Source organism: Micromonospora sp. BQ11, assembly GCF_052068135.1.
In the GTDB taxonomy this organism is placed as follows: domain Bacteria; phylum Actinomycetota; class Actinomycetes; order Mycobacteriales; family Micromonosporaceae; genus Micromonospora.
This window is the reverse complement of sequence record NZ_JBQHDB010000009.1, coordinates 225,535-239,953: the sequence shown is the minus strand read 5'-3', so window position 1 is coordinate 239,953 and position 14,419 is coordinate 225,535. Positions and strand designations below refer to the sequence as shown.

Genomic DNA, 14,419 nt, shown 5'->3' with positions numbered 1-14,419 from the left:
TGCGCCGCGTCGCGGGTGTCGGGTCAGATGGCGCGGGCCCAGTCGAGCCGGCTGCTGTCGTCGTACTCGTCCCCCGGGATCCACCAGGGCTCGCCGAAGCCGCTGGTCGAGACGATGATGTTGCCGCCGTCGGGAGCCTCGTTGGTCGGCGGGATCGACAGCGCGGCGCAGTAGCGCCCGTCGGGTGAGAACACCGGGGACAGGTAGTAGCGGGGTTCGTCGGTGAGTCGCTTGAGACCGGTGCCGTCGATCCGCACCGAGCCGAGCGCCGCCCCGCCGAGCACCGTGGTGTCCCGGGTCCAGCGGTTGGTGCAGAACACGACCCGCTCGGAGGCGGGCATGAAGACGGGTCCGTGGAAGAGTTCCCCGGCCGCCTCGGGGGTGTAGATCGGCCGTACCTTGCTGGTGGCCAGCTCGAGCGTGCGCAGCTGCGGCCCCTCGGAGCGGCTGACCCACCGCATGACGATCATCGAGCCGTCCCGCGACCAGTTCGGGTGCGACATGGTGTGGCCCTGGACGAGCACCCGCTTTCCGCCGGTCGCCACGTCGACCGCGACCAGGGTGTCGTTCCCGATGACGAGGGCGATCTGCGTGCCGTCCGGGGACCAGGTCGGCGCGCCGTACTGAACGCCGGGCGGGTCGGCGAGCAGCTTGCGGATGTCGCCGGTGACCCGGTCGAACAGCGACACGTAGGGCAGGAGCTGACCGTCGCCGGACCAGGCGTTGTTGACCCAGGCCACGTACCGCCCGTCGGGCGACGTGGTGGCCTGGTCGCCGTCGGTGAGCAGCTGCTGCGGCGTGGTGCGGCCGGGGTTGACCTGGAGCACACCCCAGCCCACGCTGACCAGCCACGGCCCGTTGACCACCTCGGTGGTCTCCGCCGCGGCGGCGGGCGCCGCGGCGGTCAGCCCGGTCGCCGCGGCCGCGCCGGCCAGCGCGGCGGTCCGCAGTAGCGCCCGTCGATTCATTCCTGTCATGGAAACCCCCGTGGTAGACGTCGCTCCACCCTCCTGGAGGGATGATCGGGAGGGCATCCGACGAGCAGCCGGTCCACCGTCGCCACTCGGTCAGCGCGCACCACGTCGGCCGAGCACGATGATCCGGCCTGGGGCCGCGCTCGCCACCGGGCACCGCACGCTGCGCACCGCGTCAAGGGACATGATCAACGCGAGCGTGCTCTACCGGCGCAGACCACCGAAGCGCTCGACGCCTACTCGCCGAGCGGTCAGAAGCGGCGGCGGCGCCACTGGTTGGCCTCCTCCTCCAGCGCCGCCTGCTCCCTCTGCGCTGTCTCGCGCACCCGACTGCGCATGTCCCGCTTGGTGCGGAGTCGGGCCAGCACCAGCACCCCGATGACGCCGGTGAGCAGGGCCAGCGCGGTCAGCGCCGGCAGCCGGTACGCCAGCGGCGCCGCCCCGGCGAGCAGTCCGCCGGTGCCGAGCGAGAGCCGGTCGAGCCGGCGGAAGGTGCGCAGCTCGATCGCCACCAGGGTGAGCAGGAAGACGACGACCCCGCCGTAGAGCACCAGCAGGTCCAGCCCGCCGAGCGACTCCCGCGCCGCGCGGGCGGGCGAGGTGATCACACCGGTGAGCAGCCGCTTCAAGCCCAGGGCGACGAAGATGATCGCCATGATCAACGGTAGGTGCAGGTACGTGTAGAGGTCCCGGGTCAACGGGATCCGCTCCGGCCCGCGCACCCCGTGCAGCGTCTGCTCGACGGCGAGGGCGAGCAGGTCGAAGTAGAGCCACCAGAGCGTGGCGATGACGACGATGCCGAGGACGGCGGCGGTGATGACGGAGAGCGTGATGTTTCGCCCCGCCCGGCTGGTGGAGCCGATCCCGAGGGCGATCACCGACTCGCCGAGCGCCACCAGCACGATGAGGGCGTGCCGCTCGGCCCAGTGGCCCACCGACCGCACCCGCCAACCGATTCGGGTGAGCAGCAGGGGCACCGAGTACTCCACCACCAGTGCGACGAGCCAGAGCCCGAGCCGCACGTCGTCGGCGACATCCTCGGCGAAGAGGTGCTGCGGCACCGTGGCGGCGAGCAGGATGATCAGGGCACCGACGATGGTGGGCGCGGTGAGCAGCAGCGAGCGCCTCCTCGGCGTCGGGCCGGTCCCTATCGTGGCCCAGAGTGCGGCCCCCTGGACCACCCAGATCGTCAGGTGGGCGCAGGCGAAGACGAACGGCCCGTACAGGCCACCGGGCTCATCGTGGATCGCCGCGTCGGTGGTCAGGGCGAGCACGAAGACGGCCGCCATCACCAGGAAGCCGACCAGCGGCATGACGCCCTGGTCGGCCCGGAGGATGTTGCCCAGGGCGGCGAAGCCGGTCCAGCACCACCAGAGCAGGGCCAGCACGGCCAGCGACTCCCCCAGCGCTCGGACATCCAGATTCGCCGAGGTCAGCGTGGTCAGGTTGATGAACGCGAAGACGAACACCAGGTCGTAGAAGAGTTCCAGGCGGGTGACCCGGGTGCCCGGCCCACCCCAGGTGATCAGCCGGGACCGGGCCTGGGTAGCCACCCCCGCAGTGTCCCAGCCGGCGCTGGCCCACCGGGCTCGATCGGTCAAAACCCGTCGCCGCCCGCTGCTCACCGTCGACGACCGGCCGCCGCGGTCCAGGTCGGAGCGGACGGCGCCTTGACCAGGTCGGCGGCGGGCAGGATGAACGGCGGCAGCCGAAAGTGCTCCAGCGTCCGGTCAGGCCGAACCGGGGCCCGGGCGCCAGGCGTACGGCCACCTGCTCGGCCGCCCGGGCGAGGGCGCCGGAGGTCACGGGAGGAATGACATCAGCGGCCCGTCCGATCGGCGATCCGACCCGGACCGGACGTCGGCATGTCGATCCCCGAGTCGCGGCCTGCCGCTGTCGCCGCGGTCCGCCGGATCATGCGCGGCGTCACCCGCCGGTAGGCCCCCGGGTCGACCGGCAGCAGCCACTGCCGGGCGCGGGTCAGCGGGCCGACGTTGAGCCCGAGCTCGTCGAGCACCTCGTCGATGTTGTGCATCGAGAACGGGATGATGTTGGTGCCGCGGGCGTGGTGTCCGCCGGTGCGCTCCTGCATCCAGGCCAGGCGGGTACGCACCTGCTGCCGCATCTCCTCGGCGGGCGGCAGCGTGACCCCTCCCCGCAGGTACGCGGCGATCCACACCGCCGCCATCTCCGCGCTGAGCGGGCTGAAGAACGAGGAGTTGTAGCCGGCGAAGGTGAGGTTCGGTACGTCGATCGGCAGGATCTGGCGGTGCAGCATGAAGTTGCCCTCGCCGTCCTCGAGCCGGGCGTGCAGCGCGGCGTCGAGGAAGGGCACGTGCTGGCGGAAGCCGGTGCCGCAGATCACCAGGTCGGCGGGGAGCACCGTGCCGTCGGCGAGGCGGGCGGCCGGTCGTCCGCCGTCGACCAGGAGTTCGGTGATCACCTGGTCGCGGTGCACCGTGATCCGGCCGTCGGTGACGCGCTCGGAGAAGCCCTCCGTGGCGAGGCTGACGGTGCTGCGGGCGATGTCGGCGAAGGTGCCGTGCGGTACGAGGCCCAGTTCGCGGAGTTTGAGCTGCCGGGTGGCGGTGGCGCCGACCTGGCGCAGCATCGCCTGGCGCAGGCCGTCTCCGGGGCCGTGCAGGAACCGTTCGAAGCCTTTCAGGGTGATGTACCGGAACAGCGCCTCGCCCATCCGGGTGAGCAGCAGGTACTTGTAGTTCACCGCGCCGAGTTTCCTGGGCATCTTCCAGAGCAGTTCGCGGGCGACGAGGTGGGTGTGTGCGGTGACGTCGCTGAGCGGAACGGCCACGTCGCAGGAGGACTTGCCGTGCCCGACGACGATGACGTGCCTGCCTCGGGCTGTCTCCAGGTCGTGGAACTCGCCGGCGGCCAGGACGCGTCCACCGGCGGCGACGAAGTCCTCCCGGCCGGGGAAGGGCGGGATGTACGGGTCGGAGAAGATGCCGTTGGCGACGGTGAGGTGGTCGTAGCGTTCCCAGGTCACCGGGTCGTCGCTGCCGGCCGGTCGGGAGCCGATCCGCCATCCCGTCTCGCCGTCGACGAGTTCGGCGGAGACGACCTCGGTGGACAGTCGCAGGGCGGGGCGCAGCCCGAAGGTGTCCGCGTAGGTCTCCAGGTACTGCTGGACGTCCTCGCCGGTCGGCCATTGTGGACAGTGCGCGGGCATGGGCAGGTCCGAGAGGCGGTAGGTGCCCTTGTCGTTCTGGGTGCGCAGGCCCGGGTAGCGCCGGCTGCGGCTCCAGACGCCCCCGACGTCGGGGGCCTTCTCGAACACGGTGACGTCGAAACCGCTCTGTCGCAGCACCTTGGCTGCGCTCAATCCGCCGAATCCGGCGCCGACGACGGCGATCCTCATGACGAGACCTCCAGGAAGGGTGGTGGTTGACGCGACCGCGGGGCGGGTCGCCGGCGGTGTCCGCACGCTAACGAGCGCCGCGGTGAGGGCGCTATCCGCTGGGCGAGGCCGCTGTCCGGCGTACGCGGACGGGCGCAAAGTGTCGGATCGGCGGCTCGGCGAGCGGTTGATCGGCACTCGTGCCCTACGGTCGGGGCAGTCCGGGGGCGGGAGGTGCCAGGTGGACGCCGTGACGGTCAGCACGAACGACATCGAGCACGCCCGCAGCGAGGTGGGCCGCGTCTTCTGTCCCCACCGGTTGACGCCTCGGTCGGGGGTACACGACGTTCGCCTGCGGATGACCTCCCACCTCCTGCCCGGTGTCGGGGTGGGTGTCGTGGACCTCGACTACGGGCGGGCGGTGCGGATCGAGCCCGATCCGTTGGAGACCTTCTACCTGGTGCAGATCCCCCGCCGGGGCGGCGCGGTCGTCCGGCACGCTGGTCAGACCGTGACCTCGACACCCGGGACCGCTTCGGTCCTCTCCCCCTTCGACGCCTCGGACATGCACTGGTCCGAGGGGTCGCCGCACCGGATCTTCTACGCCGACCAGCGCGCCCTGGACCGGGAACTCGGCCGGTTGCTGGGTCGTCCGGCGGACGCTCCGGTCCGCTTCGACCCCGGCATGGACATGGGTGGTCCCGCGGCGGCGGCGTGGTCGCGCGGGGTGGACTTCCTCGCCGCGGAGCTGGCCCAGCCGGCGGGCGGGTCGCTGGTGAGCCATCCCCTGGTCGCCGTCCGTCTCGCGCAGGCCCTGCTCGGCAAGTTGCTGCTGACCCATCACCACAGCGGGACGCACCTGCTCGCCGAGGCGGCGGAGCACCCGGCCCCGGGGCGCCTGGTCCGGCGGGCCTGCGCCCTGATCCGGGACCACCACAGCGAGGCGTTGACGGTCTCCGACGTCGCGGAGGCGCTGGGGGTCAGCGTCCGGACGCTGCAGGAGTGCTTTCGTCGGGAGCTGGCGACCACGCCGACGGCGTACCTGCGGGGGTGCCGGCTGGACGCGGTGCACCGGGCGTTGCGGGCCGGGGAGCCCGGCACCTCCGTGACGGCCGTGGCTCTCGCGCACGGTTTCGCCCACCTGGGGCGTTTCGCCGGTGAGTACCGGGCTCGTTTCGGGGAGTCGCCGTCGGTCACCCTGCGTCGGTGACGGGTGTCGGTGTCGTCCGGGTGAACTCCATGATCCAGTTGGTCTCCCAGGCCTCTCCCCCGTCGGTGGAGAACGCCTGTTCCCATCGGCAGGAGGTCGGCGTGATCGCCGACCAGACGAACCGGCACCGGATCGGGCGGCCGTCGTCGAGGTCGTCGGCGAGGAAGGTGCCCACGCCGTCGGTGAACCGACCGACCACCGGGGGTAGCTCCAGCACTCCGCGTGAGCTGTTCGTCCAGTAGATCGACCAGGTCCCGTTCGCGGCGTCGTGGATCCGTACGGTCGACCCGGCGAAGCCTTTCGTGGGAAAGGTGATCTCGTCGAAGCTGCCGGCGCCGTCGAAGAAGCTGTGCGCCACGGTGGTGCCGGGGAATTCGTCCCACTCGTCGCTGCCGACGTGTCGTCGCACCAGCCGCCGGTTGGCCACGTGCCAGGAGCCGACGAGGAAGTCGAAGTCGCCCATCAGCGCCCCACCGGCCCTTCGACCCGGGTGTCGGCGAGCCAGGCGTCGAGGTCGGGTCGGTCGGGGGCGAGGATGTGCCGGATCCAGGCGGTGCGTTCGTGTTCGAGGACTCCGAGTTCCCAGACGCAGCCCACTGCGGGCCGGCGCATCTCGGTGAAGTGCGTCGGATCGTCGTCGGGTGAGCCGACCGCCGGCTGGCCGGCCACGGCGATGCGCGCCTCGACGACGTTGTCGAAGAACCAGCTGTACGCCAGCAGGTAGGCCCCGGTGTCCGCGCCGCGGTGCAGCACCACCCAGGTGCCGGCGGGTGTGCCGTCCTCGCCGGCGGGCGGGAGCAGGGCGGGCAGGTAGTCGTACGCCGCCCGCTGCACGTGGGCTTCGAGTCGGCGTCCGGGCTGGTCGATGTGGTAGCGCTTGATTCTGCGTCCGGCGAGCGTGAGCGGTTCCGGCACGCGCAGTTCCTTGTCTCGGAAGGCCATGCCGGGGACGGTAGGACCACTCCACTGACAGCTACTGTCAGCGGAGTGCGGGCCAGTCGACTTCTCTCCCTTCTGCTGTTGCTGCAGAGCCATGGGCGGATGACGGCCGCGCAGCTCGCCGAGCGGCTGGAGGTGTCCACCCGTACCGTCTACCGCGACGTCGAGGCGCTGCACGCTGCCGGCGTCCCGCTCTACGGCGAGGCCGGGCATGCCGGGGGTTATCACCTGGTGCAGGGGTGGCGTACCCGGCTGACCGGGTTGACCACCGAGGAGGCCGAGCGGCTGTTCCTGGCCGGCCTGCCCGGGCCGGCCGCCGAGCTGGGCTACGGCGCCGTGGTCGCCGCTCTGCAGCTCAAGTTGCACGCCGCGCTCCCCCGCGAGCTGGCCGACCGCGCCGTGCAGCTCCAGCAGCGTTTCCACCTCGACACCCCGAGCTGGTATGCCGACGGTGACGCGTCGCCGCATCTCGCGGAGGTGGCGGAGGCGGTCTGGCGGCAGCGCCGCGTCCGGGTGCGCTACCGCAGCTGGCGCGGGGAGGTCGACCGGACGGTGGAACCGTACGGTCTGGTCCTCAAGGGCGGCCGGTGGTACGCGGTGGCCGGTCGGCCGGGGCGGGACGGGGCGGCCACCTACCGGGTGAACCAGATCCTGTCGCTGACCACCCTGGACGAGGGGTTCGACCGGCCGGGGTCGTTCGACCTGCCCGCCTGGTGGCGGGAGCACGTGGTGCGGTTCCGGGCCACGTTGCACCGTGACGAGGCGACCGTCCGGCTCTCGCCGCGGGGCCGGCAGCGCCTGCGCGAGGTCGCCACCGAGCTGGTGGTCGCCGCGGTCGACGGGAGCGCCGGGGCGCCGGACGAGGCCGGTTGGGTGACCGCGGTGATCCCCATCGAGTCGCTCACCCACGCCCACGGTGACCTGCTGCGGCTCGGCGCGGACGTGGAGGTGCTGACCCCGGTCGCGCTGCGGGAGCGGCTGGCCGCGACCGCCGCCGACCTGGCCGCTCTCTACGCACCGGCGACCCGGGTGACCACCTGACGGCCGGTACTCCCCCGGGCGTCAGGTGGTCGCCGGCCCACCGGTGGGGTGGGCCGGCGTCGGTGAGCGCGGTCAGGGTGCGACGTAGGCCGCGAGGTGCTCGCCGGTGAGGGTGGAGCGGGAGGCGACGAGGTCGGCGGGCGTGCCCTCGAAGACGATCCGGCCGCCGTCGTGCCCGGCGCCGGGGCCGAGGTCGATGATCCAGTCGGCGTGCGCCATGACCGCCTGGTGGTGCTCGATGACGATGACCGACTTGCCGGAGTCGACGAGCCGGTCGAGCAGGCCGAGCAGTTGCTCGACGTCGGCCAGGTGCAGGCCGGTGGTCGGCTCGTCGAGGATGTAGACGCCGCCCTTGTCGGACATGTGCGTGGCCAGCTTGAGCCGCTGCCGCTCGCCGCCGGACAGCGTGGTGAGCGGCTGGCCGAGGCTGAGGTACCCGAGCCCGACGTCGGCGAGCCGGTGCAGGATCGCGTGGGCGGCGGGAATGCGCGCCTCGCCGGTGCCGAAGAACTCCTCGGCCTCGGTCACCGACATCGCGAGCACCTCGCTGATGTCCCGGCCACCGAAGTGGTAGTCCAGCACCGAGGCCTGGAACCGCCTGCCCTCGCACTGCTCGCAGGTCGTGGCCACGCTGGCCATCATCCCGAGGTCGGTGTAGATGACGCCGGCGCCGTTGCAGGCGGGGCACGCGCCCTCGGAGTTGGCGCTGAACAGCGCCGGCTTCACACCGTTGGCCTTCGCGAACGCCTTGCGGATCGGGTCCAGGAGTCCGGTGTAGGTCGCCGGGTTGCTCCGTCGTGAGCCGCGGATCGCGCCCTGGTCGATCGAGATGACGCCCGCGCCGGTGGGGATCGACCCGTGTACGAGCGAGCTCTTGCCGGAGCCCGCGACGCCGGTGATCACGCAGAGCACCCCGAGCGGGATGTCGACGTCGACGTCACGCAGGTTGTGGGCGTTCGCGCCGCGGATCTCCAGCGCGCCGGCGGGCGTCCGCACCGTCTCCTTGAGGGTGGCCCGGTCGTCCAGGTGCCGGCCGGTGAGGGTGCCACTGGCCCGCAGACCCTCGACGGTGCCCTCGAAGCACACGGTGCCGCCGGCCGTACCGGCGCCGGGGCCGAGGTCGACGACGTGGTCGGCGATCGCGATCGTCTCGGGCTTGTGCTCGACGACGAGCACCGTGTTGCCCTTGTCCCGCAGTCGCAGCAGGAGGCCGTTCATGCGCTGGATGTCGTGCGGGTGCAGCCCGATGGTCGGTTCGTCGAAGACGTAGGTGACGTCGGTGAGCGAGGAGCCGAGGTGGCGGATCATCTTGGTGCGCTGTGCCTCGCCGCCGGACAGGGTGCCCGACGGGCGGTCGAGCGAGAGGTAGCCCAGGCCGATCTCGGTGAACGAGTCGAGGAGGTGTTGCAGCCCGGTGAGCAGCGGGGCCACCGACGGCTCGTCGAGCTTGCGGACCCAGTCGGCCAGGTCGCTGATCTGCATCGTGCAGACGTCGGCGATGTTCTTCCCGTTGATCTTCGACGATCGGGCCTCGGTGGTGAGGCGGGTGCCGTGGCACTCGGGGCAGGTCGTGAAGGTCACCGCCCGTTCCACGAAGGCGCGGATGTGGGGCTGCATGGCGTCGACGTCCTTGGCGAGCATCGACTTCTGGATCTTGGGGATCAGGCCCTCGTAGGTCAGGTTGATGCCCTCGACCTTGATCTTGGTCGGTTCCCGGTAGAGCAGGTCGTGCAGTTCCTTCTTGGTGTACTTCGCCAGCGGCTTGTCCATGTCGAAGTAGCCGCTGCCGCTGAAGATGCGACCGAACCAGCCCTCCATGCTGTAGCCGGGGATGGTGAGGGCGCCCTCGTTGAGCGACTTGGAGTCGTCGTACAGGGCCGAGAGGTCGAAGTCGGTGACCGAGCCCATCCCCTCGCAGCGGGGACACATGCCGCCGAGACGGTTGAAGGTCGCCTTCTCGGTCTTCGTCCTGCCGGCGCCGCGCTCGACGGTGATCGCACCGGTGGCCTTCACCGAGGGGACGTTGAACGAGTACGCGTTGGGCGGTCCGATGTGCGGCTTGCCGAGCCGGCTGAACAGGATGCGCAGCATCGCGTTGGCGTCGGTGGCGGTGCCGACGGTCGATCGGGGGTTGGAGCCCATCCGCTCCTGGTCGACGATGATGGCCGTGGTCAGCCCGTCGAGCAGGTCGACCTCCGGCCGGGCCAGGTTCGGCATGAACCCCTGCACGAAGGCACTGTAGGTTTCGTTGATCATCCGCTGGGACTCCGCGGCGATCGTGCCGAACACCAGCGAGCTCTTGCCGGAGCCGGAGACGCCGGTGAACACCGTCAGGCGGCGCTTCGGGATCTCGACGTGGACGTCCTTGAGGTTGTTCTCCCGCGCGCCCTGCACGCGGATCAGATCGTGGCTGTCGGCAACGTGCGGCTCAGGGGACCCGGTGTCGGTCCTCGTGGCCATGCTCATCGTGTCTCCATCTCGGGCCTGGGCGCGGGGACGCGAGAGACGCGGCGGTACGGCGTGACACGCCCGGGTCGAGGCCGGTTCGCGGAGCCGGTCACGCGGCTGCTCGGTCCATGGCGATCAGGCTAGTTGGGGCTTCGCCGCCCGTGCTTCTCGATTTCTGATCGGTCTGGTCACCTGTTTGGCGATGCACGCCGGCATGTCCGCCGTCGGGCGTGCACCCTGGGTCCGGTAGGTGCTCGGCGGCACACCGACCAGCTCGGTGAAGCGGGTGCTGAAGGTGCCCAGCGACGAGCAGCCGACCGCGAAGCAGACGTCGGTGACGCTGAGGTCGCCACGACGCAGCAACGCCATGGCGCGCTCGATGCGCCGCGTCATCAGGTACGAGTACGGCGACTCGCCGTAGGCCAGCCGGAACTGGCGGCTGAGGTGCCCGGCCGACATGTTCACCCCGCGGGCGAGCGCCTCGACGTCCAGCGGCTGCGCGTACTCCCGGTCGATCCGGTCGCGGACCCGGCGCAGTCGCGCGAGGTCGCGCAGGTGCTGGGTCTCGGCGGAAGTGCTGGTCACCTGCGAGATCGTGCCACGTCGGGCCGAAATTTGCCTAGCGTCGTGGATATCCCGCCCCGGCCTGTTCGCCCTGGCTGAAGATCATGTCGAGGTGCTGGTCCAGGACGCGCAGCGCCTGCTGGGGTGCGTAGTGGCCGCCCAGGAGGTAGAGGCCCAGCCCTTCCATGAGCGCCAGCAGTCCGGTGGCGGTGTCGTCGGCGTGCGGGCCGGCGGGCAGGAGCCGGGCGATGAAGCCGGTCATCTGGGCGTTGTCCTCGCGCAGCGTGGAGGCGGCTTCGGGGCGTACGGCGGTGTAGGCGAGGAACGCCAGCGCCACCCGCCCGTCATCACGGGACTGGTCGTCCAGCGGCAGCAGCGTCGCGATGATCGTCCGCAGCAGCAGTCGCGGCGGGGGATCCTCGCCCAGGGCGGCGAGGGCCTCGGTGAGGCGCCTCTGGCTGCGGTCGCGGACCACCGACAGCGCGAACGCCATCATCTCGTCCTTGGTGCGGAAGTAGTGCTGCACCATTCCCGCCGAGACGCCGGCGGCCGCCGCCACGTGCCGGAGGCTGACCGCTTCCAGGCCCTGCTGCGCGGCGACCCGCATCAGCGCGTCGGCGATGAGCGTTCGTCGCTCCTGACGGTCCACCTTCTTGGGCATGGCAGCGATGCTTTCAAACCGAGGTGGTGAGGTCGCGGGCGCGGCGGACGAAGCCGTCGGGGTCGTCGGCGTACAGGCGCAGTTCGTCGACCGGCTCGGTCCTGCCCTTGGGCAGGTCGAGGGTGAGCGGGCGGCGCAGCCGGATGTCGACGCTGGTCTGGCTGGCGACGACGAACTGCAGCACCCGACGGTCGCCGTCCTGCTCCACCTGGACGGACCTGCCGGAGGGCGGCGAGCGGTAGCGGGCGTGCACCGCCTCGACGTGGTCCCACGGCACGGTGACGTCGATGGCGGCGTTCAGGCGTATCCGGATGCCGCGCGGGCCGACGACGTGGGGGTGGATGCTCATGCTCGCGAAGAGACCGACCATCCAGAGCAGGCCCCAGACGCCGAGGACACCGACGATCCAGCGGGCCGGGTGCCAGGGTACGACGTTGCTGACGATGAGGTCGAAGATCGGGATCTCCACGGCGGACAGTCCGATGAGAACGCCGAGGATCGGCTTGACGACGCCGAGGTAGCTGAACGGCGCGTCGCCGGGCTCCAGGGCCGGGGGCCGGCGTCGCGCCCAGCGGTACAGGCTGCGCCACATGGCGCCCTCGGTGGCGATGGCCCGGCGCAGGAGTGGGCCGGCGCGGCCGGGCGCGCGGGTCGTCGTCGTGTCGGTCATGGTCGTCCTCATCCTCGGCTCAGGGTCGGCTCGGGTACGGCGGGTGCGGTGGCCTCGTGCGGGGTGACGGTCCCGGCCGCGCCGTCGACCGTGATGATCTGTCCGGTGGTGATCCGGCGGGTGGCGTCGGGGACGCAGATGACGGCCGGGATGCCGTACTCGCGGGCCACGGTGGGTCCGTGGGCCATGATGGCGCCGGTGTCGGTGACCAGCGCGGCGGCGGTGAGGAAGAGCGGCGTCCAGCCGGGGTCGGTGGTGGCGGCGACGAGGATGTCGCCGGGTTCGATATGGGCGGTGGCCGGGTCGTGGACGACCCGGGCGGGGCCGGTGGCCCGGCCGGGGGCCGCGCCGACGCCCCGCAGCGCGGCGTCGGTGGTGGGTGTGGCCGGCCGGACGGCTTCGACGTCGGTGCCGTCGGAGAGCAGGGCCACCGGCACGGTCCTGCGCCGCAGCTCCCGAGAGTGGATCACCTTGCGTGCGGCGGCGGCGGAGCGCTGGTCGGCGCCTTCGTGCACGGCGTCGTGGACCTCGTCGAGGGTGAGGAACATGATGTCGTCGGGCTGTTCCAGCAGGTCGGCGGCGGTGAGGTCGGCGCCGATGAGCAGCAGGTGGCGTCGCATCTCGCGCAGGTGGTAGAGGCCGGCGAACTTGCCGGCCTCGCGGAGCCCGGCCAGGGCGCGTGCCCGGCGCAGGAGGAACACGGCGAGGCGGCCACGTACCGGGCGTCGGCGGCCGGCACGGGTGGCGATGTCGTCCAGCGTGGCCTCGGCGGTGGCGGCGGCGCGGGCGAAGCGTCGGTCGGGGGCCTGGTCGGCGTCGGTGAGCCGGAGGTAGTTGGCGAGCATCGCGAAGACCGGTGTCGGGTCCTCCGCCCAGCGCGGTACGCCCAGGTCGACCTCGGCGACGCCACGGTGGCCGTAGCGGTCCAGGAACGCGGTGAGCCCGATGTCGGGAAGCTTCCCCTGGTGGTGCAGGAGCGCCAACTCGTGCGGGGGTGTGTCCCGCAGCAGGTGACGGTGCGCGGTGGCGCGTTCGGCGATGCGCCACAGCGCGAGGTCCATCTCGATGGTCACGTTGTGCGGCATGCCGCCCAGCACCCTCTGGACCTCGTCCGGCTCGGCGACGCCCTTGAGGAGATGCGACGGCACGGACGCGGCCAGGATGCCGGCGACGACCGGCCAGGTGATCTCGTCGTGGCTGTCGGTCGCGTCCCGGGTCTGGACGAGGCGCAGCCGGTCGGCGGTGGTCGTCGGGCCGTCGGGTGCGGCCGAGGCGAGCCGCATCTGGTCGACGGCGTGGAACAGGCGGGTCCGGGCGGCGTCGGGTCGCGCCAGGGCGCGCAGGATTCCGGTGAGTGCGCGAGCGGCCGTACGCAGGGCGGCGGGGTTCGCCCGGCGGGTACCGGTGGCGCCGCGCTCCAGCGGGGCGAAGCGGGGGTCGGCCAGGACGTGTTCCATGGCGGCCTGGGCCCGCGGGCCGAAGTCGACGGCCATGAGCTTGACCAGGCGTTTGCGGGCGGACCGGTCGCGGGCCAGGTCGGTCAGGTCACCGTAGAGGCGGCCACCGATGTCGACGATCTCGACCCTGAGGCCGAGCGGGGCGAGCATCGCGGCGATCAGGTCCCTGAGGGTGGCCATGCCCATCGGGGTGACGGGTTGGAGCATGCCCTGCACGTGCCCGAATTCGAGGTAGACGCGGGGTTGGGGCTTGTCGGTGGCCGGCGGCGGGGGGAACAGGGTGGTGATGGGCCGGGACTGGAGTATCCACAGGGTGCCCTGCTCGTCGATGGCCCATTCGACGTCCTGCGGGCTGCCCGTGTGCGCCTGGATGCGTGCTCCCGCGGCGTGCAGGTCGGCCAGGTGCGCCGGGGTGAGAACTCCCCTGGCGGGCTGGTCGGACCCGTCGAGGACGTAGTGGTCGGCGGCGGTGGCGCCGTCGACCACGGCGGTGCCGGGTCCGGCGGCGGCGTCGACCATCATCTGGGTACGGCAGCCGGTCAGCGGGTTCGCGGTGAACAGCACGCCGGACACGGCCGGGGCGATCATCCGCTGCACGACGACGGCCATGCGGGCGGTGTCGTGGTCGATGTGGCGGGCGTCGCGGTAGGCGGTGGCGCGGGGGCCGTGCAGCGACCGCCCGCAGGCGCGGACGGCGGTGAGCAGGTCGGTGGCACCGGTGACGTCGAGGAAGGTGTCCTGCTGGCCGGCGAAGCTGGCGTCGGGCAGGTCCTCGGCGGTGGAGCTGGAGCGTACGGCCACCGGGCCGCCGCCGAGCCGCTGGTAGGCGTCGACGATCTCCGCTTCGGGCAGCGCGTCGAGGTCGGTCCCGGTGGTGATGCAGAAGCCGGGCGGGACGCGTTCGCCGTGTCGGATGAGGTCCCCCAGGCCGGCTGCCTTGCCGCCGACGAGGTCGCGCATGTGGGCGGTGATGTCGGACAGGGCGATGATCTGCATGGGGACGCCTCTTCCTTTGCAATGCATGTGCATTGCATCCGACCGTACCCGGTTGGCGATACGACTGCAACGCCAACGGTGTCGGGCAGGTCACCCGTGCG

The 14,419-nt window shown here is 71.7% G+C and carries 12 protein-coding genes; 2 read left to right on the top strand and 10 right to left on the bottom strand.

Going from position 1 to position 14,419, the window contains the following annotated elements; all coding sequences use genetic code 11:
• Window positions 1-23 precede the first annotated feature (23 nt).
• The 3 genes from ACTMSW_RS20465 to ACTMSW_RS20455 form a co-directional block, all read right to left on the bottom strand.
• Entirely contained in the window at window positions 24-968 is a 945-nt protein-coding gene (locus ACTMSW_RS20465; RefSeq protein ID WP_441182238.1) for a TolB family protein, read from the bottom strand.
• Between the two features lie 257 nt (window positions 969-1,225).
• Window positions 1,226-2,527 carry a low temperature requirement protein A gene (locus tag ACTMSW_RS20460; RefSeq protein ID WP_441182237.1) on the bottom strand — a complete coding sequence of 434 codons (1,302 nt, stop codon included), beginning with the start codon at window positions 2,525-2,527 and terminating at the stop codon, window positions 1,226-1,228.
• Between the two features lie 266 nt (window positions 2,528-2,793).
• A complete protein-coding gene (locus ACTMSW_RS20455; RefSeq protein WP_441182236.1) occupies window positions 2,794-4,353 on the bottom strand; it encodes a flavin-containing monooxygenase in 1,560 nt (519 codons plus the stop codon).
• 229 nt (window positions 4,354-4,582) lie between these two features.
• On the opposite strand from ACTMSW_RS20455, the gene ACTMSW_RS20450 reads away from it, so the two are divergent.
• Entirely contained in the window at window positions 4,583-5,542 is a 960-nt protein-coding gene (locus ACTMSW_RS20450; RefSeq protein ID WP_441182235.1) for an AraC family transcriptional regulator, read from the top strand.
• Here the strand turns inward: ACTMSW_RS20450 and ACTMSW_RS20445 are convergent.
• Complete coding sequence (locus tag ACTMSW_RS20445; protein ID WP_441182234.1) at window positions 5,526-6,005, bottom strand: hypothetical protein; 480 nt, start codon at window positions 6,003-6,005, stop codon at window positions 5,526-5,528. The two genes, ACTMSW_RS20450 and ACTMSW_RS20445, sit on opposite strands and share 17 nt — an antisense overlap.
• Complete coding sequence (locus ACTMSW_RS20440) at window positions 6,005-6,484, bottom strand: hypothetical protein (RefSeq protein ID WP_441182233.1); 480 nt, start codon at window positions 6,482-6,484, stop codon at window positions 6,005-6,007. The genes ACTMSW_RS20445 and ACTMSW_RS20440 overlap by 1 nt, the downstream gene beginning before the upstream one ends.
• A 45-nt stretch (window positions 6,485-6,529) precedes the next feature.
• On the opposite strand from ACTMSW_RS20440, the gene ACTMSW_RS20435 reads away from it, so the two are divergent.
• A complete protein-coding gene (locus ACTMSW_RS20435; RefSeq protein ID WP_441182232.1) occupies window positions 6,530-7,522 on the top strand; it encodes a helix-turn-helix transcriptional regulator in 993 nt (330 codons plus the stop codon).
• A gap of 72 nt (window positions 7,523-7,594) precedes the next feature.
• Here the strand turns inward: ACTMSW_RS20435 and ACTMSW_RS20430 are convergent, their stop codons facing one another.
• The 5 genes from ACTMSW_RS20430 to ACTMSW_RS20410 all read right to left on the bottom strand — a co-directional run bounded on the left by ACTMSW_RS20430 (window position 7,595) and on the right by ACTMSW_RS20410 (window position 14,318).
• Window positions 7,595-9,988: an ATP-binding cassette domain-containing protein gene (locus ACTMSW_RS20430; protein ID WP_441182231.1), complete on the bottom strand. Its 2,394-nt coding sequence runs from the start codon at window positions 9,986-9,988 to the stop codon at window positions 7,595-7,597.
• Window positions 9,989-10,105: 117 nt separating this feature from the next.
• Window positions 10,106-10,555: a helix-turn-helix transcriptional regulator gene (locus ACTMSW_RS20425; protein WP_441182230.1), complete on the bottom strand. Its 450-nt coding sequence runs from the start codon at window positions 10,553-10,555 to the stop codon at window positions 10,106-10,108.
• A 34-nt stretch (window positions 10,556-10,589) separates the two neighbouring features.
• Complete coding sequence (locus ACTMSW_RS20420; RefSeq protein ID WP_441182229.1) at window positions 10,590-11,195, bottom strand: TetR/AcrR family transcriptional regulator; 606 nt, start codon at window positions 11,193-11,195, stop codon at window positions 10,590-10,592.
• 13 nt (window positions 11,196-11,208) lie between these two features.
• Window positions 11,209-11,865: a PH domain-containing protein gene (locus ACTMSW_RS20415; RefSeq protein ID WP_441182228.1), complete on the bottom strand. Its 657-nt coding sequence runs from the start codon at window positions 11,863-11,865 to the stop codon at window positions 11,209-11,211.
• Between the two features lie 8 nt (window positions 11,866-11,873).
• Window positions 11,874-14,318 carry a PEP/pyruvate-binding domain-containing protein gene (locus ACTMSW_RS20410; RefSeq protein WP_441182227.1) on the bottom strand — a complete coding sequence of 815 codons (2,445 nt, stop codon included), beginning with the start codon at window positions 14,316-14,318 and terminating at the stop codon, window positions 11,874-11,876.
• Window positions 14,319-14,419: the final 101 nt, after the last annotated feature.